The sequence below is a fragment of the Ferruginibacter sp. HRS2-29 genome, assembly GCF_024343615.1.
Classification (GTDB): domain Bacteria; phylum Bacteroidota; class Bacteroidia; order Chitinophagales; family Chitinophagaceae; genus Ferruginibacter.
The window spans coordinates 1-21660 of sequence record NZ_RJUB01000026.1; the positions used below are offsets into that span (position 1 = coordinate 1).

Genomic DNA, 21660 nt, shown 5'->3' on the forward strand with positions numbered 1-21660 from the left:
ATTTGCAGGCAGCGATTTATTTTGATGTTTTAGTCTTCCGAATGCTCGGCGCTTTCTGTTTTATCCATTGAATTGAAATATCAAAGGGGGGGATATCAGCCTAAGAAGTATTGTGTCCTAATGTAGGAAACAAGGTATATTCGAAAGGTTTGCCTTGAACTTTAAAGGTATTTAATTGCTCGATGCACAATTTTACCGGGTTCTGTATGTCTTTCTCGCCAAAAAGCCAAAGCCCCGGAATCGAAGAGTATTCAAAGAGATTTTTGGATCGGTAGCCGTAAACTGATACCTGTCCGGGTCGCTTTTTATATGTTCACGAACGTCTGCCTCTGTATGATTGTCCCCAAAATTTTTGTTGCCAATGGAATAAAATTGAAAACGGAGTTGTTCTAACGTGGTAATGGTAGGGCAACTGAATAGCACCATAAATTCTATTCGTGGATTTTTGCGTGCAGCAATCGGGATGATCCATCCTGCCTGGCTGAAGCCCACTAAACCGGTCGGTGTCTTTTTATCCTTCAGATAAGTTTGAAATGTATATACTGCTGCACTGGCATCGTCAGCCAATAAATTAAGATGGGTAGTGTCAATATTATTGGTGCCAACAGGTGGCCCGGCATATACACCACCGGATTCTCCCGCTCCGCGTTTATCGTAGGTCAGTACAGAAATACCTTCTTTGGCAAGGCGTTTAGTGAACTCCATTTCTCTTTTTACCGGGTCTGATCCGTGCACAATTACCACGGCGGAAAGGCTTTTCAGGTGTTAAAATTGAGCCGGCAAGAGTAACGCCCTTACTTTCAAACTTTACATCCTGGCCGGCGTCCAATTGCTTGCTTATCATAATAAAAAAATATTTTATTTAAAAAAGATGTAATTCGACAACCAATCTGCCAAAAAACAAGTCTGTATGCAGGGGGTAATAAAGTTTACTACTATATAGCCTCCGTTTCATTCAATTAAAATTTTCATGTCATGTACAACCTTTACCATTCTTTCATTGAGAACTTTTTTCAAAAAATCCGCTCGGGTTTAATCCGGCCAGTTATTTTAGCGGTGATACTGGCAACTGCTTTTAGTACCACCTTAGAAGCACAGGTGGTGATTACTTATCCATTAGCAGCTCAACAACTTACACGCGGGCTTGATGTAAGTAAACTCACCGTTAATCTTGGTTTTACCGGCACCTGTACCGCTACTACTGTGGAAATAAGATTACCTGCAGGTGTAGAATACGTGCAGGGGAGTGTTGTTAAAACAGGAGGTACCGGCAGTATCACCATTGCTGAAGCAGGTGGTACATCCGCCAAACCGCTTTTTACAGTCAGCAACGCTACTGTAGGCAATGATATCACCTTTACAATTGATCGCCTGGCGAATTGTGGAACCGGATCCAGCGGTAAAGACAGCATTTATGTAACCAGTAGTTGCGGTAACGTAAGCGAAACGGTACCGGTTACCAACAACTACAACATCTTTTCTCCGGCATTATCCATTACACCGCCGACAGCAATTACCGGCGCGGTGATAGGCAGCACTTATACACGTACGTTCAGTGTTACAAATGGTGGTAACGGCTGTGTAGATACATTGCAAACATTTATTGTAAGAGCAGCCGGCACTATCGGCTCTCCTGTTATTACAATCGGCGCGGCAACTATTCCGGTACATCATACAAGCGGGGATACCTCTTTTTACAGAGTATTTGGCGCAAACCTGCCTGGAGGTGATAACCTTTTATGCAATGGCGAAACGGTTACTTTTACTGAAGCATTTGAACTGGCCAATTGCAACAGTTTAAATACTGTATACGGCGCCGGCTGGGGAAGAGATAAAAACGTAGGCGGCCAATGCCAGGTAAGTACCGGTACGGGTTTGATCAACGTAGCAAGTGGGGTGCCTGCTATCACAGTAACTTCAAGCGCTCCTGCTGCTACAGGTTGTGTCACACAGCCACGGGTGTTGACTTTTGTATTCACAAACACCGGTACCGGCCCTGCAACCAATCTTAATTTGATGATGGGCGCTAACTACAATGGTGGGGCTTTTGATTACGCATACTATGTGGATACTTCGGCATTGACGGTGACCCTGCCAACCGGCGGAGCGTTTCATCCGTCTGTGATCGGAGTAAATTATACCATTGGAAATAATGCTCCCAATAACCATCCGCCATGCGCCTTCGGTAAGGTAAACGGTGTAAATTACACCGTGCCTGCAGGATTTGTGCTGGCTGTAGGTCAAAGCATTACTATATCGTTCCCTGTTTCTACCTGTGCAAGCACATCTTGCGAACCGGGCAGCTATGATGCCGGACAATACGGAGCAGCCGCTACTTACAAGGATCAGTGCGGTACCACCAACTATAATTTGCCTATTGGTGCCGCAGCCATTGCACCCGGCATTAGCTTCGGTGGAGGTATTAATACAATAGAAACACCCGCGCAGGTATTTGCAGGAGACTGCTTTGACATGACGCTTTCTGCAGGATTTTCATATTCAGCCAGTCTTCCTAATGCTTATGTTGAGTACAGGATAACATTACCTGCAGGTGTTACATTAAATACTATTACAGAGCAATTGAACGGGAATACGCCGTTGCCGGGGTATCCTGTAATGGTCGGCAATGTATTGACTGTACGTTATGCGACGCCTAATACAGGTAGTCTCACGCAAAAGTTTAAAATCAATTTATGTATCCCGGCATCTCTTTGCGGGCCTGTTACATTTTCTACAGAATCACGGATTAGCATGGACGGCACCTGTGCAACCCCAGTGTTCAGGTCATCATGCACAAACAACAGCCTGGTATCTATCTGTTTTCCTCCATGTCCTGCAGGCGGAGCTACCCCTGTAAAATGGACGAACAGCCGCATCACTTTCGGTGCTCCTGACAATGATAACAACGGCGTGCCTGATGCAACAGGATCTATAGACCCTGCCAAAGTTGAAACAACCCACTACATGCCCGGGGATGTGATGCGTACCAATATTACAAGTGTTATAGCATCCAATACAATTGTTCCTTACACAACGTGGCCTTATGTTTTTGCAGAATGGGATTTTGGCGGGGCTCCTTTACAATGGCAGCCTGAAGGGACGGTGAGCATTCAGATCAAGCGTGCAGGAACGATCATACAATCGCTTACCGGTATTACACCAAGCGCCCTGACCGCAAATAATAAATACAAAGCAGACTGGAGCAGCAGCTTACCGGGCGGCTTTGCGTATCAGGATGGCGACAGCGTCTTTGTAACTGCTGACTTTAAGCTGGTGGGCAATATCTCCTACAGCGGAAGCGGAACTTACGGACCTTACAACGGCAGAAACATTTATAATAAGACCCTTACAGAAACGGTGTATGCCTCTCAATCTGCAAACCCGCCTGCTACAGGCACACAGGGGCCTGACCGCTATAGCTGCTTTATTCCGCAGTACAACTATTTTGTGCTGGGATCGGAGCGCTTTATTTTTGCCTCTGCAGACCCTGCAGGGCCGGTAGGCTGCAACGACCTGGAAACAGCAGGATATGGCTACACTACAGTACTTAGTTATGTGGGCAACAGGTATTATCCTTATGAGATCCGCCCTACCGTTATACCTGATACGATTATCTTCAACATTCCTGCAGGATGGCAGTACGCATCCCATAACTATTTAAATGTGACCCATAATACCTCGCCAGGCCAGATAGCTGCTTTTACTGTACCTATTGTTCCTGTAGTTACGGGCAATGTGGCATCCGGCACGCAATTGCTGTATGATATAAAAGCAACGATTGCCAACGGCGCATTTCCATTCCTGCCCACGGAGCAACTGATTACAATTCTTGATTTCCGTTTAAAGCCAACGTGCAGCGCTCCGCTTACAGCCCCTTTAGAAATAATTGAAAACGGGCATTATTATAATTATCCTTCGGCAGCGAGCCCTTCAAGGTATACTATGAACTTTTCAGGCAATGCCCTGAATTATAAGGCTAACAGCCGCCCTTCTATATCCCTGCAAAACAATACGGGTATTGTACAGGGGGTGGCACCGCAACAGTACTGGGATGTACAGATCAATAATCCAAGTATCCAGACAGCACCATTCGTATGGTTGTCTTTAGAAAAAGGCGCGGGTGCTATCAGTATAGATAGTGTGGTATTAAAGCCATCAAATACAGTATTAACTGCTGCTAACTATGGCCCGTCTGATAAATGGTACCAGTTTAGCAATGCCATCAATAGTGGTGCAAACAAACAGGCACGCATATACTTCAAATATGGCAGTTGTGCATTGGATAGCATTAAAGCTTCTATTGGATGGAACTGTACAGGATACCCTGTATCAAACCCTAATGAAGTAGGAGCTTGTGCACAACAGATACAATACCTTAAAGTACAGCCACAGGTCAGCCAGGTGCAGTTGTCTATTGAAAAACAACCTACCACACCCAGCATTGCCATGTGTGATACTGATAGCGTGATAGCGGTTATCAATAGTGCGTTGGGAGCAAACGTAGACAATCCGTCTGTTACCATCATACCTCCGGTAGGGCTACTGATTGTAAATCCTATTGAAGTAGAATATCCTTTCAACAGTGGCAACTGGCAAAATGTTACCGCTGTAAATGTTGGAGGTAATTATGTGATCAACCTTGAGCAGCATACAGGAATAGGAGCAGCCGGGTTGCCGGGTGTTTTGGTAAATCCAGCAGCAGAACCAAGGCAGGCAAGGATCAAATTTAAATACACTTCAAGTTGTCCGTTTGTAAGTGGCAGCCGTTTAGGATTTATTGTAAATGGCCAGAATCCATGTGGATCTTCCGCATCTTTGGGAGACGGCAATTACATCAATTCCCAACCGATCAATATTACCGGCGCTATTGCTCCTGGCAGTGCAGGAATGGTTATAGATGTTAATCCTCCTGAACTTAATTGTACCGATGTGGTAACGGTTCCTTTCAGTGTTACCCCGGTTTCATTGGGAAGCCAGGCAGGCGATAAGGCCGTGTACACTTTACCTGCCGGTGTGGTTTACGCAGGCGGGTTTACACCTGGTGCAAACTGTGTTGGTTGTACTGTAGCGCAAACCACGGGTACCGGCGGAGCTACGATCCTAACCGTATCGCTTCCTTCCGGTGTGGCTGCAGGAACAACTATGAATTTTACAGTAGACCTGAAAGCAGGGGACGTGCAGGCTTGTGGTAATACCACTATCAGTGGACAGGTAGAACGTGAGATTGCGGCACTGAATTGTAACTCTACATTATGCCCTTCGGGCCATGCCGTAATCGGTAGTGTGTCGCAGGTTATTATTATTAAAAAGCCGAAAGTCAATACGACTTCCTTTACACTTACCCAGGTTGGAAATACGGTTAACTACAGTGTAACGCTTAACAATGCCGGAACGCAGGATGCTCCGGCCGGTTACCTCGTTAACATCTATTGTGGTACATCAGCAGCAGGTATACCGGTTTACAGCTTTACCACAACAGCTCCGATATCCGTGGGCGCAAGTGTGATAGTCAATGGTAGTTTTGTAAATAATCCAGCCATTTGTGCACAGGGTAGCCCATTGTTTGCGCAGTTGCAGGATACATTAGCTAACGGTTCAAAAGTATGTATGTGCGGCCCTTCACAGGGAATCACTTCCCTGCAGACTTTGCCGGTAAAACTTACAGACTTTACGATTACAGCAAAAGAATGTAAAGCAATACTAAAATGGCAAAGTTCTGATGAAATAAATTTCAACAGGTTCGAGGTTGAATATTCAGCAGATGGCACCAGCTATAAAAAAGTAGAAACAGTAAAGTCTAAATATCCATTCTCCGGTGGTAGCTACGAGGTAAATTATCCGCAGGCGAACGGTACAGGAAATTACAGGCTTAAGATGATTGACAATGACGGAAAGTTTAAATACAGCAATGTTCTTTCAGTTAAGGTTAATTGCAATAGCAGGTTTGTAGAACTGTATCCTAACCCTACGAATGATTATGTGAACCTGAGGGGGTTAAAGACAGGAGACATAATACAGGTTTTTGGAGTAAATGGTCAACTGCTGGTTTCCAAAAAAGCCATCGATTCCAGGGAGAGTATTAGTTTGGCGAAATATGTTCCCGGAGTATACAATGTGTTGATACGCGACGAAAAAACAATTTTGTTAAATGTGAAAGTCATCCGTTTATAAACACTTAAAAAATGAGACAAGTCCTGTCATGTGGATGCTTATTATTTGTATTTACTTGTCATTAAGCTAACACATATAATAGGTTTTGCACATGGAGGTTACACGACCTGGGTTTTCTAACCCGGGTCTTTTTTTAATGCATGGTGCTATAAATAACATGAAGACAATTTTAATCTTTTTACAAAGTGTGCATGTTTGCTGAAACACCTCAGACGTAGCGGCAAGCCAACGATGATGGTTCATTCAGGGCAAACCAGCGGGCATTATCGTGGGACACAATCGGTTCAGCGGCCGTGGAATATTGTAAGTTTTCAATATAGTGGACAAACAAGTATTTAATGAATTTCTACTTACACGACATCTTTATGCGCTTCAGGCCTTACGACTGTAAAAACCGCATCAGGTTTTTTCTTGTATAATCATAACTTTTAGTGATACTCTCCCAAACATCTCCCGGGATCTCATCCTGCTCAATAAATAAATGCCCGGCACCGGCGGATTTTCTCTTTTTGAAAATGCGTTTGAAATCGATCGTGCCGCTGCCTACTTCTGTAAATGATCCGGTGGTTTTGTTCATATCTTTTACATGCCACATCGGGAACCTGCCGGGGTTTTCTTTAAATAATTTTACAGGGTCGATACCTGCTTTGGTAACCCAGTAAAGATCGAGTTCCATCTTTACGAGTTCCTTATCCGTATTTTTTAAAATGATATCATAACCGGTGGTCCCGTCTGCCAGTTGCTTAAATTCAAAATCATGGTTGTGGTAAGCCAGCTGCATTCCATATTGCCGGCAGAGCTGACCGGCGGTATTTAATTTCGTGGCAACGTTTTTATAATCTCCTGCGTTCTTCCTGTATTTTTCATCCAGCCAGGCAACGGTGATATATTTTGTGCCGATGATCTTCGCGGCTTCGCAAGCCAGGGTCAATTCATCCGTTTTTCCTTCGGAAAATAAAAGGGGGAGGGTGGTATGTGCACTCGGCGCAGTGAGTCCATGCAGGCCCAGCAGGGCTTTGAAGGCTTCGGGTTTCATTCCCCAGAATTTATTTTCTTCTGTGTATGCAAATATTTCCAGCTCCCGGAAACCTATGGCGGCGATCCTGCCAATGATATCGGCGGCGTTGTCATGGCTGATCAGTTTGCGCATGGTATACATCTGCAGACCGATGTCAGCTTTCTCTTCTGAATAGAAAAGATCTTTTTGAAAGAGGAGTGCTGCTGTGAGGAGCGATGAGTTTTTAACAAATGTTCTTCTGGATGGCATATGGAATGGTTAAGGTACAAATGTAGGGGTTGTAGGTTAATCTGCTGTCAGCCTGAGCTTGTCGAAGGCGGAGTTTGCGACCCCGCCTTCGACAAGCTCAGGCTGACAGACGTTTCAGCTCAGGCTGACAAACGTTTCAGCTCAGGCTGACAGACGTTTTAGCTCAGGCTGGCAGACGTTTTAGCTTGGGCTGACAGACGTTTTAGCTTAGGCTGCCAGATATTTTTTATGCCTTTTTTATGGCCGTTGGTCGGAGAGTAGACGAAGTCATTTGAGATAGAAAAAATTACATTCATCTATTGACTGATTTACCCATTCACTACCCACACCGAAACCTTTCCCGAGCTGCAATAAAAATCCCCGGTCCCATCTTCTTTGATCGCCACCATTCCCTCTGCATTTCCTAAATGATCAACAAATGTTTTTCCTTTATATTTTTCACCGACAGCCATGCTCTTAAATCCATCATCTCCATTGCTCATGATCACGGCGCACGCTACATTTTCTTCTTCCGAAACCCTTGTCCAGCCTATACAGTTCGCATGGTCGAAATAATCGGTCTGTTCACCCTGTGCTTTATTAGTACGCAGCCATAACAACTTATCCAGTTTCTCTACGGGGTTGATAGTGATCTCGTATTCGTTGCCATCATTGCCGTTATCCTTGTAAGAAGTGCCGTAAATATCCGGGTAAAAAATACAAGGGTAACCATCTTTGCGCAGCAATATCAGCGCATAGGCCAGTGGCTTGAACCACTCTGCCACCGGTGCTTCCAGAGCCTGCAGCGGTTGGGTATCGTGATTGTCTACCACCGTTACGGCCAGTTCCGGATCTGCATTCACCAGCGAATCGTTCAGGATCGTGGACAGATCATAATCTTTGCCTGCCGAGGAAGCCGCATGAAAATTATGGTGCAGCGATGCGTCAAACACCGACATTCTCCGTTCTGTAGCTTCAATGTATTTTTCCATGAGTGGCAGATTACCGGGTGCCCAGTATTCGCCTACGGCAAACAATGGTTTGCCCGTTTCGCTGCGCAGGTAATCGAGCCATTCGTTGTAAAATTTCGGCGAGATATGTTTTACCGCATCCAGCCGCACACCGTCAAAGCCGGTAGTTTCCAGGTACCATTTTCCCCATCGTTTCATTTCTTCGCGAACGGCTTCATTCCTGAACTCCACATCGGCATACATCAGGTAATCGTAGTTGCCTTTTTCATCATCGATCATTTCTTCCCATTCTTCGCCACCGGCATCATTCAGTATTTTAAAGATGCCGCTTTCGTTATGGAGTGCATCAAAATCTATCCCGGTGAAGCAGGTGTGGTTCCATTCGAAATCCGAGTATTTTTTGCCCCTGCCTGGGAAAGTGAATTTTGTGAAAGCCTCAATGTCGTAGGGTTCGCTGATGACCTCTGTACGGTTTTCGGGATCTACCTTTACTACTTTGATCAATTCTTTTTCATCCGCACCCGCTTTGTGGTTTACCACGATATCTGCATACACCTGTATGCCGGCAGCATGCGCCGCCGAGATAGCATCGATGTATTCCTGCCTGGTACCATACTTGGTGCGGCGGGAAGATTTTTGTTCAAATTCACCGAGGTCGTAAAGGTCATACACATCATATCCTACCGACATGCCGCCGGTATCTGCCTTGAATGCGGGCGGAAGCCACACGGCGGTAATGCCCATATCGGACAATTGTTGAGCTTCGTTTTTAAGCTTGTTCCAAAGGCTGCCATCGGCGGGGTAGTACCAATGAAAGAATTGCAGCATTACGCCATTTTGCATGGGAAGGTTTTTTAGTCGCGATAGTATAACAAAGGGGATGCCGATTTGAACCAGCTGAATGGCAGGGGGTTCAAAAAAAATCCCCCGCGGAGCGGGGGATTCATACAAAACATATTATTTACTATCTTAAAAACAACAGTTCCCTGTACTTAGGTAGCACCCACAAACTGTCGTCTACCATCAGTTCCAGTTTATCTACGTTGTAACGGATAACATCGAAATAATTTCCTTTCACGTCATCGCAATAAGCGATCGCTTTCGCCCTTGTATCGCTGAGGTCGTTGGCTTTTTTACGTGCCTGTATCATTTTTTCTACATTATCGCTGATCGTGTTGATGTATTCGCTGATTTTCACGATAATGTCTTTTTGGTTGGCATAAAGCGATTCAGGCAATCCTGCATCTTTCAATGCATTCACATTCTGCAACAAAATATTCTGGTATTTGATCGCCGCAGGAAGGATATGTGTGCTGGCCAGGTCGCCCATCACACGTGCTTCGATCTGTACTTTCTTGATGTAATCTTCCAGCATGATCTCGTGCCTTGCTTCCAGCTCCAGGTGATTGTAGATGTCGTTTTCTTCAAACAACGCTTTCGCTTTTTTGGTTACATAGGCATCCAAAGCGGTAGGGGTGGTCTTCACATTGGCAAGGCCCCTTTTCTCTGCTTCTTTTTCCCATTCTTCGCTGTAGCCATCACCTTCAAACAAAGATGGTTTACTTTCAGCGATGTATTTCTTGATCACCTGCATGATCGCTACTTCTTTCTTCTCGCCTTTTTCGATGATGCCATCTACTTCCAGTTTGAATTTTTTCAGCGTTTCGGCCATGATACCGTTGATGGTAGTCATCGCGTTGGCGCAGTTAGCTGCAGAGCCTACCGCACGGAATTCAAATTTGGTCCCGGTGAACGCGAAAGGTGAAGTACGGTTCCTGTCGGTGTTGTCGAGCAACAATTCAGGAATGCTCTTATGGATATCGAGTTTCAGGATCGCTTCGTCTGTTTCGTCGAAGTTTCCGCCCACCCTTTTTTCCACCTGGTCCAATACATCGGTCAGGTATTTACCTATGAAGATAGAGATGATCGCTGGCGGCGCTTCATTGGCACCCAGCCTGTGATCGTTGCCCGCGCTGGCGATAGATGCCCTCAGCAGGTCGGCATAATCATGCACCGCTTTGATGATGTTCACAAAGAAGGTAAGGAACATCAGGTTGGTCTTCGGTGTTTTGCCCGGGGCCAGCAGGTTTACACCGGTATCGGTGCTGAGGCTCCAGTTGTTGTGTTTACCACTACCGTTGATGCCGGCAAATGGTTTTTCGTGCAGCAACACTTTCAGGTTGTGACGCTTGGCCACACGGCTCATCACATCCATCAGCAATGTATTGTGATCCACCGCCAGGTTGGCTTCTTCGAAGATAGGGGCGCACTCAAACTGTGCAGGCGCTACCTCATTGTGGCGGGTGCGCAATGGAATACCGAGCTTGTAAGATTCCTGTTCGAAATCACGCATGAAGGCGTACACACGCTCAGGGATGGCGCCGAAATAATGATCTTCCAGCTGCTGGCCTTTTGCAGGGGCATGGCCAAAAACGGTACGGCCGGTCAATACCAGGTCCGGGCGTGCATTGGCAAGGCCTGCATCTACTACAAAATATTCCTGTTCCCAACCGAGTGTGGCGGTTACTTTAGAAACGTTCTTATCAAAATACTGGCACACATCCACGGCTGCTTTATCCAGCGCCACCAATGCTTTGATCAACGGCGTTTTGGTATCCAGCGATTCGCCGGTATAGGAAACGAAAATGGTAGGGATGCACAAGGTTTTGCCTTGCCCGATCTCCATGATGAATGCCGGGGAAGAAGGGTCCCATGCTGTATAGCCCCTTGCTTCGAAGGTAGCACGAAGGCCACCATTCGGGAAAGAAGATGCATCGGGTTCCTGTTGTATCAACGCGGTACCTTCAAATTCTTCGATCGGTGTACCGTCGCCTTTTAAAGTGAAGAAAGAATCGTGTTTTTCCGCAGAAGAACCAGTCAGTGGCTGGAACCAGTGCGTAAAGTGGGTCACCCCTTTGCTCTCGGCCCATGCACGCAAACCATTGGCGATCTGGTTGCCCATCATGCGGTCGATCTTTTTGCCGCCGCGGGTAGAAGCCAGCAGGCTCTTGTAAGCGTCGTCGCTCAGGTAATGGCGGGCGGTTTTAAGGGTAAATACATTCTCATTGAAAATTCCTGTAATTCTTGATGCTGTTTCAAATTTTACCGGCGCAGTAGTCTTGCCCAGGTTGTTGACTGCATTAAAACGTGATGAACTCATTGATTTTTAATTTTAAGTTACAAAAAAAGGCATTTTAATTCTAAAAATGTAATTTTTTATAAAAAAAATCTTGCTGGAAAAGCTAATTAAGGAAATAAAATAAGAATATTTTAAAATTTAATATGTAGAAAGGATTTTATTTTTTGCCAGTTGATATGGCAGAGGATAGGTGTAATGAGCAACGGCAGGAAAATGCTTCGGTAGCGGGTGATAGCGCCCATATTGGGTACGATGTACCCCATGACCAGGAAGAGGGTAAGTCCGAACATCACCGCGTAAAGCGTAAAGGAACCGGCCGGTCGCCTCTTGTAAAAGAGCAGCATCAGCAGGAAAAGCAGGAAGTAAGCATGCATTTCGAGCGCAAAAAGGTTCATGACGAAGTTAGGGCCGAACTGAAAGAAATATGGCTCCATCAGGGTATGGCTGAACGCCTGCGGGCTGTTGCCGGCCAGGCTTTGTAAGGTAGGGTAAATGGTGTCGGTGGCCACTTGCGACCGGGCAACTGGCAGGGAGAAGAACTCAGCCTGTTTGGCGCTGATGAGCTTCAGCGGCGTGGAAGAAGGTGCTGCAAGCTGAATGACCAGCAAAAGGATCACAGCAACGGTATAAACTGCGGCAAAAGCGAGCCAGGGTTTCATCCTGGTTTTTTCCGCCAGTATAAAAGCGAGCGAGCAGGGCAGCAGGGCGATCATCACGTAATTACGGATGAGGGTTATGAAAGCCAGGGAGATGATGATGGTGACCATTCTTTTTAAGGTCAACTTTTCCCGCAGGGAAAAATAAAGCGCATGGCAGAACAGCCCGAGCATGCAAAACACGATCGCATCTTTGTGGATCAGGCTGGTAAAGATAAGCAGCGAGGGAAGCAGGAAACAACCGGCCACCAATTGCCAGGCGGCTGCCAAAGGGTATACCTTCCGGAAAACCCTGTACAACGCCACGCTTCCTGCAAAACCTGCGAGCACAAAGAACATGCTGTTGATATAATAATTGCCGCGGCTGAAAATGTCGAGCACGGCGGAGAGGCGTAAAATGATATTGTCCGGCAGATCGTGCCAGGTCATATAATGCGGCCGGATGAAATCGTAGAAGAATTGTCCGGGGGCAGAAACGAGCCGGTTATATTCCGTGAGGCTGCCGGTATTGTATCCCCACGAATCCGATACCTCGTCTTTGGTAAACCAGCCCACGAATACGCCTACGGCTACTTTGAAGATGAACAGGCCGTTAAGCACCGGTAAGGAGATACCTGCTTTACCGGTGAACCGGTTGCGACTGATAAAGCAGCAGCAGGCGAATAAACATATGATAAAAAGCAGGTAGTACAAGCTCGTTTTTTGATGTGGGAAGTTAGTTAAAATATTTGCTTTGCGCAGTGCAGTATAAAACTTGGTTGTTTGTACCTTTGCGCTTTCTTTCACTTACTCAATCAATTTTATGGAGATCACAGCCGCCACTGCTGCACAATTACGTATTACAGAAGAGGAATTCGAACTGATCAAACAAAAAATGGGACGTACCCCGAATTTCACGGAGTTATGCGCTTTCAGCGGGATGTGGAGTGAACACTGCAGTTACAAAAATTCCATCAAATGGTTGAAAACATTGCCCCGCGACGGAAAAAAGATGCTGGTGAAAGCCGGTGAAGAAAATGCAGGGTTGATGGATATCGGCGATGGATATGGCGTGGTTTTCAAAATTGAATCACATAATCACCCTTCCGCTATCGAACCATTCCAGGGAGCGGCAACAGGTGTGGGCGGTATCAACAGGGATATTTTTACCATGGGTGCCCGGCCGATCGCTTCGCTCAATTCATTGCGCTTCGGCAAACTCGAAGAAGCGAAGACCCAGCATTTACTGGCAGGTGTGGTGCATGGTATCGGCCATTACGGTAATTGTTTTGGTGTGCCGACAGTAGGCGGCGAAATTTATTTTGAAGAATGTTATCATACCAACCCGCTCGTAAATGCCATGAGTGTGGGAATATTGAAAAACGGCACTACGGTTTCCGCAACAGCGGAAGGCATCGGCAACCCTGTGTTCTTTGTAGGAAGCGCTACGGGTAAAGACGGTATCGGCGGGGCATCTTTTGCCAGTGCGGAAATAACAGAAGACAGTGCCGAAGATCTGCCTGCCGTACAGGTAGGAGATCCTTTCCAGGAAAAAAAATTACTCGAAGCTTGTCTTGAAGTGATCGAAACCGGCGCTGTGGTGGGCATGCAGGATATGGGCGCAGCAGGCATCATTTGCTCTACCGCCGAAATGAGCGCCAAAGGGAAATCGGGTATGCGCATCGATCTTGAAAAAGTACCAACGCGTCAGCAGAACATGAAAGCCTGGGACTTGCTGCTCAGCGAAAGCCAGGAGCGTATGCTGATGGTGGTGGAAAAAGGAAAAGAACAGGCGGTGATAGATGTATTTGAAAAATGGGATCTGCCGTGCAGCCATATAGGCGAAGTGACCGGCGATGGCATGCTGCGTTTTTACATGCATGGCGTGGAAGAAGCCGTATTGCCTGCAGAAGAACTGGTATTGGGCGGCGGTGCCCCGCAATACGACCGCTCCATAAAAGAACCGGCGTACCTGCAAAAGATAAAAGATTTTGATGTGAATGCGGTTCCCGAACCGAACGACCTGAAAGCGGTGGCAGAACAGCTCATCAGCATTCCCAACATTGCCAGCAAACGCTGGATATACGATCAGTATGACAGCATGGTAGGGGCAGGTACAGTGAGTACCAATGCCCCAAGCGATGCGGCCATCGTATTGGCGAAGCCCACCAACAAAGCGCTGGCATTAACCACGGATTGCAACAGCCGTTATGTTTTTGCCGATCCATATAAAGGAGCCATGATAGCGGTAGCCGAAGCGGCCCGTAACATCGTGTGCAGCGGCGGCCAACCGTTGGGGGTTACCAATTGCCTCAACTTCGGTAATCCTTACGACCCTGAAGTGTATTATCAGTTCACCAACGCCATCAAGGGTATGGGTGAAGCCTGTATCAAATTCGATACGCCTGTAACCGGCGGTAATGTGAGCTTTTACAATCAATCACCCGATGGGCCTGTATATCCAACGCCAACCATCGGCATGGTAGGTGTGCTCGAAAACGCGGACGATAAGATGACGATGGATTTTAAGAACGCGGGCGACATCATTTACCTGGTAGGCGAAGCGAGGAGCGATATCAATTCATCGGAATACCTGCATAAGATCGTTGGGGAAGAATACAGCGAATGCCCGCATTTCAATCTCGAAGAAGAATTTTCTTTACAGGAAAATGTAGCATCGCTGATCAAAAATAAACTGGTGCAGTCTGCCCATGATGTAAGCGAGGGTGGTTTGTTTGTAACCCTGATGGAAAGCAGTTTCAACAAAAATCTTGGTTTCTCTGTAGTGGCCGGCGACCGCACCATCCGCCCCGATGCTTATTGGTTTGGCGAAGCGCAAAGCAGGGTAGTGGTATCGGTGAAAGTAGCGGATGAACAGGCATTGATCAACTTGCTGGATAATTGCGCCACTCCTTACACCAGGTTAGGAACAGTGACCACCGGCGAAATAGATCTTGCCGGCGAAAACTGGGGTACGGTAGATAGCTGGAAAGATAAATACGACAATGCCATTGGCAATATTTTGAAAGGACATGAGAATGAGGCGGCGTTAAGCGCACTGTAATCAATTACGAATTACGAATGTGGTTACGGATTTCGGGTCAGTGATCGCTCACGGGAGTTTTCGCAGGGAAATATGTGTTCATCTTCGGTAATTCGTGAAATTCGTGTAATCTTCTGCCGCAGGCAGATCAAATCCGTGTAATAATAAAAATGAAAAAGATCACCATCATTGGCGGCGGAAACCTCGGCACAGCCATCGCTGAAGGTTTGCTGAAAAGTAAATTCTGCAAAGTAGCAGACATTACTGTTACCAAAAGAAATACGGCTACGCTAAAGGAACTGAAAGCCAAAGGCGTGAATATTACCAGCGACAATAATGCCGCGGTAAAAAATGCGGAGCTGGTGATACTTGCCATCAAACCTTTCCAGGTGAGCGAAGTGCTCAACGGGCTGAAAAAAGACCTTACTGCCAGGCATACGCTGGTATCGGTGGTAACGGGTGTTACTATACAGGATATCGAAAGCATCATTAAAAAGAAATTACCGGTATGCCGGGCCATGCCCAACACCGCCATCGCCATCCAGGAAAGCATGACCTGCCTGGGTTTCAATAATGCCTCCGCCGACCAGATCGCTTATGTGACCAATCTTTTCAGCGTGCTCGGCAAAGTGGTGGTGATCGATGAAAAACTGATGGACGCCGCTACCGTACTGGCCGCCTGCGGCACCGCTTATGCCATGCGATATATCCGAGCCAATATCCAGGGTGGTATAGAGATCGGTTTCGATTCCAAAACAGCTAATCTCATTGCTGCGCAAACTGTAAAAGGAGCAGCTGAACTTTTATTACAAAATGGTACCCATCCCGAACAGGAGATCGACAAAGTAACCACTCCAAAAGGCTGCACCATTGCGGGCCTGAATGAAATGGAGCACCAGGGTTTCAGTTCTTCGCTGATAAAGGGCATTGCTACAAGTTATAATAAGATCGTAAAAGGATAGGGTTCAACTGTTCAAAAGTTCAAGGGGTTCAAAATGTTGTGTTCTGATGAGCTGCATTTAACCTTTTGAACCTCTTGAACTTTTGAACATTTTGAACTTCTCCTGTAGTAATATTTCGAATGCCTGAAAAGACGTTAAAAATTTGAACCAATTCGTAATTCGTAATTTGTAATTCCTAATTGTTTTCTATCTTTGCACGACCTCTCAGATATTTTCCATCTATTTAAGGTCATTTTATCTAACATATCAGCAATTTTCATCATTCGCTGATGAGTAAATATTTTATTATGGCTAAGTATATTTTTGTAACCGGCGGCGTTACTTCTTCTTTGGGTAAAGGTATTATTGCCGCTTCGCTTGCAAAATTGTTGCAGAGCCGTGGGCTTAAAGTGACGATACAGAAATTTGATCCCTATATCAACGTAGATCCGGGTACATTGAACCCCTACGAACATGGCGAGTGCTACGTGACCGACGACGGTGCTGAAACCGACCTTGACCTCGGGCATTACGAACGTTTTTTGAATATCCCTACCTCACAGGCCAATAACGTGACTACCGGGCGTATCTATCAAACCGTTATCAATAAAGAACGTGAAGGCGAATACCTGGGCAAAACCGTACAGGTAGTGCCGCATATTACCGATGAGATCAAGCGCAGGATGCTGTTGCTGGGGCAAAATGGCGATTATGATATCGTGATCACCGAAATAGGTGGCACAGTGGGTGATATTGAAAGTTTGCCCTTTGTGGAAGCGGTGCGCCAGATACAATGGGAACTGCCGGAAGAAGATTGCCTGGTGGTACATCTTACCCTGATCCCTTACCTGAAAGCGGCGCAGGAACTGAAAACAAAACCTACCCAACATAGTGTGCGTATGCTCAGCCAGGAAGGGGTGCACCCGGATATCATCGTATGCCGTACGGAGCATCCGCTAACGGATGAACTGAAACGTAAAGTGGCGTTGTTTTGCAATGTAAAGCCAGGTGCGGTGATAGAAGCCATGGATGCTTCCACCATTTATGAAGTGCCGCTGAAAATGCTGCAGGAAGGACTGGATATCATCACGCTGAAACAATTACACATCAACGGGTATGCAGCGCCGGATCTTACCAAATGGCGTGGGTTCCTGAGCAAGCTGAATTCTCCGAAAACTAAAATAAAGATCGGCCTTATCGGCAAATACATCGAGCTGCAGGATGCGTATAAATCCATCCTCGAATCATTCATTCACGCCGGTGCGATGAACCAGTGCAAAGTACAGATCGTAAACGTGCACAGCGAATTCATCACGGAAGAAAATGTGGCGGAAAAATTCAAAGATCTTGATGGGTTATTGGTGGCCCCGGGCTTTGGTTCCAGGGGTGTGGAAGGAAAGATCTCTTCGGTGAAATATGCCAGGGAAAACAATATGCCGTTCTTCGGAATTTGTCTCGGTATGCAGATGGCGGTGATCGAATACGCCCGCAACGTGATCGGCTGGAAAGATGCGCATTCTACCGAAATGAATACGGCTACGCCTTACCCGGTGATAGCCCTGATGGACGAACAGAAAAAGATCAGGAAAAAAGGGGGTACGATGCGCCTCGGTGCTTATGCCTGCGAAATAGTGGAAGGCAGCCTTGCCCATAAAATATACGGTTCTACCATGATCAGCGAGCGCCACCGCCACCGCTGGGAATTCAACAACGCCTACCTGGGCGATTTTGAAAACGCCGGCCTGATACCAAGCGGCAAAAACCCGGAAAAAGGCCTGGTAGAGATCGTTGAGCTGAAGAACCATCCCTTCTTCATAGGTGTGCAATATCATCCTGAATTAAAGAGCACGGTGGAAAACCCGCATCCGCTTTTCGTGAACTTTGTGAACGCCGCAAAATCTTACGCAGAATGGAAAGTAGGACAACCAGCGGAAAAACTGCAAAAGCAAGCGATCTAAAATGCCCGCATCATTTTCATTAAACCTGTTGCCATGCAGAAACTGAGCATGGACGAACTCAACCGTAAATCGGTGGAAGAATTCAAGCGTTCGGAAAAAACGCCCGTGATCGCTGTGCTCGAAAATATCCGCAGCGCTTATAACGTGGGCAGCGTTTTTCGTACCGCCGATGCATTTTTGCTGGAAGCGATCTACATCACGGGCTACACGGCTCTTCCCGGGCACAAGGAAATCAAAAAGACCGCATTGGGTGCAGAAGAATCGGTTGACTGGAAACATTTTGCCAATGCCGCCGCGGCGATAGCATCGTTGAAGGCCGATGGTTATAAAGTGTATGCGGTAGAGCAGGTAACGGATAGCCTGCTGTTACAAAAAGTGACTTTTACTTCTACAGAAAAAATAGCCGTGATCTTCGGGAATGAAGTGACGGGAGTGGAGCAGGATACGATCGCTTTGTGCGATGGCTGTATCGAGATCCCGCAGCTGGGTATGAAGCATTCGCTGAATATTGCTACGGCGGCAGGAGTGGTGTTGTGGGAGATAATAAGAACGAGAATTACGAATTAAAAATTACGAATTACGAATTACCGCCGACCCGATTCGTGGCACACGAACCGGGTCGGCAGTTGTCATCCTGAGCTTGTCGAAGGATAATCAGAAAACGTTTACAATTCAAAAAGGGTTCGACAGGCTCACCCTGACAGACAATTAAGCATTCATGAGCAAAGTAAAAAATTATCTCTCTCTTATAAAATTCTCGCATACTATTTTTGCGATGCCTTTTGCATTGATAGGTTTTTTCCTGGGGTGCTTCAGTCTGCATTATGGTGTAATTCCAGGATGGCACACACTTATTTTTCCGGAATCTACCCGGGCGCTTTACAGCCCTTTTATACTTGACACTGCTGCCAAATTTTATATTTTTAAATTGATACTTGTCATCCTCTGCATGGTCTTCGCACGCAGTGCGGCCATGGCTTTCAATCGTTATCTTGATAGAAAATTTGATGCTAAAAACCCACGTACTGCCATCCGTGAAATTCCGGCAGGGATCATCAATGAAAAAAATGCCCTCACGTTTGTGATCGTCAATTGTATATTGTTTGTGGCCACAACTTTTTTCATCAATCGGATTTGTTTTTATTTATCTCCGGTGGCGTTGTTCGTCATCCTGTTTTACAGTTATACAAAAAGATTTACGGCGCTTTGTCATTTGGTGCTGGGTGTGGGGTTGAGCCTTGCGCCCATTGGTGCCTACCTGGCCGTGACGGGAGAATTTGCTTTATTGCCGATCCTTTTTTCTTTCGCGGTAGTGTTCTGGGTGAGCGGTTTCGATATCATTTATGCGTTACAAGATGAAGGGTTCGATAAAGAAAACCAGTTGTATTCTATTCCTTCGGTGATGGGAAAATCAAAAGCTTTAGGGGTATCCATCCTGCTGCATGTACTATCGGCGGCTTGTGTGATGGCCGCAGGTTTTTACGGGGAGTTTGGCATCTGGTACTGGATCGGAGTGGGTGTATTTGTGGGGATGCTGCTATATCAGCATTCCATCGTAAAACCTGACGATCTTAGCCGAGTGAATGTAGCTTTCATGACTGCTAACGGAATTGCTTCCGTGGTTTTTGCAGTGTTTGTGTTGCTGGATCTGTTTTTATCTTGATTACACGGATTAGTCGAATTACACGAATTTGTTATAGCTGTCATTGCGGGACAATGACGGATCTACTGTTTCCAGAATAAGCCGATCCTTCTCTTCACATCTTCCCGGATATTTATGTAGAATAAATTGATATCGGCGATATGGTAATTCTTTTTTGTAAGAAAAATATTCCCAAAGAACTTTGGTTTCCCGGTCCAGAGTATGTTATCATGCACCTGTGCACTTACGCCTTTCCCGATCTTGTTGAATTTTAAAAGTATGGAGCCTTTGTTTTTGGAGGCAGGGATGTAATCGGTATCCCGTGTCCAGGAGAGTGGGTTGATGACGATACTTTTATATTTTTCCTCCAGGATATATGGTTCGCCGGCATACCCTTTTTTAAAACTCCGCCAGCTTACAAAACAACCCGTTGCCAGGCTGTCCTTACAGTAAGGCATAGACGAAAAATATTGTTCGCTTACCGGCATACCGATCAGGTAGGCGCACACCAGTTTATTCATCAGTGTTTTATTTTCAAAAAAATCTTTCAGTAACCTTCCTGCATGGATCGTGCCCTGGCTATGCGCCGCGATGATGATGGGGCGGCCATTGTTATAATTTTTAAGATAATATTCAAAAGACGCTTTTACGTCTTCATACGCCTGATCAAGCGCCGCCGCGGCTTTTGCCGTATCACCTGTTGTAAATACGCGGTAATGCGCCTGCCGGTAACGCGGAGCAAATACCCTTGTTTGTTCGTTGAAAGCGCTTGCCTGCAACAGTATGGTAGAGTAATCCGTTTTGGAATTCAGCAGTGAGTCGTCAATTCCGGCGTTCCACCGCGGATCTTTTTTGTCGGTAAGGGTAGTCGGGTAAATGAAGAATACATCCACCGTGCTGTCTTTGATATGACCGCTCCGCAATGGGCGTGGGATACTGTCGGAAGGATCCCATTTCCAGGGATGTGCCGCCCAGTAATGAAGGTCTTCATAATGCGGTTTGCCATCCGGGGATTTGAAATTATAATCTGTCCCGGAAGAAAAATTCTTTTTGCTGCAGGCCGAAAATGCCACCGCCATCAGGGTTAATGAAATAAGTTTTACAGAAAGTAATTGCAGCCTCATAAAATTTTTTGTACATGAAAAAAGACCCGGAACAACCGGGCCTTTGGAAATTATCTTTAATAAATTATTTTACTCTTTTTATGGTACAGCCTACACTTTTACTTTCTTTTACAGCGATCTCTTCATTGTGGGCAACCGCTTTTATTGCAGTTCTCAGATACTGTGCCGATACGGCGTTTTCGTCAGACGGGTTATCATCAATCGCTCCGTGGTATACCAGCTTCAGGTTTTTGTCAAACAGGTAACATTCCGGTGTGCGGTTGGCACCAAACGCATCTGCCAGTTCACTGTTTTTATCCACTACGTAATTCCAGGCGTAGCCTTGTTCTTTAGCATAGGCCTTCATGGCATCAAAACTGTCATCGCTGGTGCGTTGTGCTTCATTACTGTTGAGGATGATGACACCGAGTTTGTATTTAGTCGCGAGTTGCGCAACATTTTTCGTACGGACCTGGTTTTTTATTACATAGGGGCAGGTGTTGCAACTGAACATTACCAGCACTCCATTTTCTTTTTTTGCATCTTTAATGCTGATGTCTTTACCGGAAACATCTTTCATTTTCACATCCGCCTTTGGCAGGTCGCTGCCGATGGGTAACGAATCACCATAACTGAATGCAAGGCCTGCCGCAATAGCGATCGGCGCCAGTGCAAATAATATCTTTTTCATAAATAGAGGTTTAAATTGAAAGCCAATTTACGAAGAAAATTGGAATGGGGAATGTTATAATCAGGAATGGATAATGGATAATGGATAATGCTTTAAAAGCAAGTATTATCAGAAAAGTGA

General features: G+C 46.0%; 13 protein-coding genes. 6 read left to right on the forward strand and 7 right to left on the reverse strand.

Annotation, left to right across the window (positions count from 1 at the left end):
• Positions 1-192 precede the first annotated feature (192 nt).
• Entirely contained in the window at positions 193-744 is a 552-nt protein-coding gene (locus EGI32_RS09190; protein ID WP_369681646.1) for an alpha/beta hydrolase, read from the reverse strand.
• 231 nt (positions 745-975) lie between these two features.
• Between EGI32_RS09190 and EGI32_RS09195 the strand changes: the two genes are divergently transcribed.
• Entirely contained in the window at positions 976-6171 is a 5196-nt protein-coding gene (locus tag EGI32_RS09195) for a T9SS type A sorting domain-containing protein (RefSeq protein ID WP_255155100.1), read from the forward strand.
• Positions 6172-6550: 379 nt separating this feature from the next.
• On the opposite strand, the gene EGI32_RS09200 is transcribed toward EGI32_RS09195, so the two are convergent.
• The 4 genes from EGI32_RS09200 to EGI32_RS09215 all read right to left on the reverse strand — a co-directional run bounded on the left by EGI32_RS09200 (position 6551) and on the right by EGI32_RS09215 (position 12876).
• On the reverse strand, positions 6551-7438 hold the full coding sequence (locus tag EGI32_RS09200; protein WP_255155101.1) for a sugar phosphate isomerase/epimerase: 888 nt from the start codon (positions 7436-7438) through the stop codon (positions 6551-6553).
• A gap of 308 nt (positions 7439-7746) precedes the next feature.
• Complete coding sequence (locus EGI32_RS09205) at positions 7747-9231, reverse strand: alpha-amylase (RefSeq protein ID WP_255155102.1); 1485 nt, start codon at positions 9229-9231, stop codon at positions 7747-7749.
• Between the two features lie 121 nt (positions 9232-9352).
• A complete protein-coding gene (locus EGI32_RS09210; RefSeq protein ID WP_255155103.1) occupies positions 9353-11548 on the reverse strand; it encodes a glutamine synthetase III in 2196 nt (731 codons plus the stop codon).
• A 110-nt stretch (positions 11549-11658) separates the two neighbouring features.
• The gene (locus tag EGI32_RS09215; protein ID WP_255155104.1) at positions 11659-12876 is read right to left on the reverse strand and encodes a hypothetical protein; all 1218 of its coding nucleotides are present in this window, start codon (positions 12874-12876) and stop codon (positions 11659-11661) included.
• 109 nt (positions 12877-12985) lie between these two features.
• Here EGI32_RS09215 and purL point away from each other — a divergent pair, with 109 nt between their 5' ends.
• From purL to EGI32_RS09240, 5 genes are all read left to right on the forward strand, one after another.
• On the forward strand, positions 12986-15226 hold the full coding sequence (purL, locus tag EGI32_RS09220; protein WP_255155105.1) for a phosphoribosylformylglycinamidine synthase subunit PurL: 2241 nt from the start codon (positions 12986-12988) through the stop codon (positions 15224-15226).
• Positions 15227-15375: 149 nt separating this feature from the next.
• On the forward strand, positions 15376-16167 hold the full coding sequence (proC, locus tag EGI32_RS09225; protein WP_255155106.1) for a pyrroline-5-carboxylate reductase: 792 nt from the start codon (positions 15376-15378) through the stop codon (positions 16165-16167).
• 287 nt (positions 16168-16454) lie between these two features.
• Positions 16455-18104 carry a CTP synthase gene (locus EGI32_RS09230; RefSeq protein ID WP_255155107.1) on the forward strand — a complete coding sequence of 550 codons (1650 nt, stop codon included), beginning with the start codon at positions 16455-16457 and terminating at the stop codon, positions 18102-18104.
• Positions 18105-18137: 33 nt separating this feature from the next.
• Positions 18138-18671: an RNA methyltransferase gene (locus tag EGI32_RS09235; protein WP_255155108.1), complete on the forward strand. Its 534-nt coding sequence runs from the start codon at positions 18138-18140 to the stop codon at positions 18669-18671.
• A gap of 151 nt (positions 18672-18822) precedes the next feature.
• Positions 18823-19767, forward strand: coding sequence for a UbiA-like polyprenyltransferase (locus EGI32_RS09240; protein WP_255155109.1), 945 nt, complete (start codon positions 18823-18825; stop codon positions 19765-19767).
• A gap of 62 nt (positions 19768-19829) precedes the next feature.
• Here EGI32_RS09240 and EGI32_RS09245 read toward each other — a convergent pair whose 3' ends face one another.
• Positions 19830-20870 carry a DUF3089 domain-containing protein gene (locus EGI32_RS09245; RefSeq protein WP_255155110.1) on the reverse strand — a complete coding sequence of 347 codons (1041 nt, stop codon included), beginning with the start codon at positions 20868-20870 and terminating at the stop codon, positions 19830-19832.
• A 64-nt stretch (positions 20871-20934) separates the two neighbouring features.
• Complete coding sequence (locus EGI32_RS09250) at positions 20935-21540, reverse strand: thioredoxin family protein (RefSeq protein ID WP_255155111.1); 606 nt, start codon at positions 21538-21540, stop codon at positions 20935-20937.
• Positions 21541-21660: the final 120 nt, after the last annotated feature.

Coding starts and splice junctions, on each gene's coding strand:
- EGI32_RS09235 (WP_255155108.1), top strand. CDS start 18,138: ATGCAGAAACTGAGCATGGACGAACTCAACCGTAAATCGGTGGAAGAA.
- EGI32_RS09230 (WP_255155107.1), top strand. CDS start 16,455: ATGGCTAAGTATATTTTTGTAACCGGCGGCGTTACTTCTTCTTTGGGT.
- EGI32_RS09205 (WP_255155102.1), bottom strand. CDS start 9,231: ATGCAAAATGGCGTAATGCTGCAATTCTTTCATTGGTACTACCCCGCC.
- proC (WP_255155106.1), top strand. CDS start 15,376: ATGAAAAAGATCACCATCATTGGCGGCGGAAACCTCGGCACAGCCATC.
- EGI32_RS09240 (WP_255155109.1), top strand. CDS start 18,823: ATGAGCAAAGTAAAAAATTATCTCTCTCTTATAAAATTCTCGCATACT.
- EGI32_RS09250 (WP_255155111.1), bottom strand. CDS start 21,540: ATGAAAAAGATATTATTTGCACTGGCGCCGATCGCTATTGCGGCAGGC.
- EGI32_RS09210 (WP_255155103.1), bottom strand. CDS start 11,548: ATGAGTTCATCACGTTTTAATGCAGTCAACAACCTGGGCAAGACTACT.
- purL (WP_255155105.1), top strand. CDS start 12,986: ATGGAGATCACAGCCGCCACTGCTGCACAATTACGTATTACAGAAGAG.
- EGI32_RS09200 (WP_255155101.1), bottom strand. CDS start 7,438: ATGCCATCCAGAAGAACATTTGTTAAAAACTCATCGCTCCTCACAGCA.
- EGI32_RS09245 (WP_255155110.1), bottom strand. CDS start 20,870: ATGAGGCTGCAATTACTTTCTGTAAAACTTATTTCATTAACCCTGATG.
- EGI32_RS09195 (WP_255155100.1), top strand. CDS start 976: ATGTACAACCTTTACCATTCTTTCATTGAGAACTTTTTTCAAAAAATC.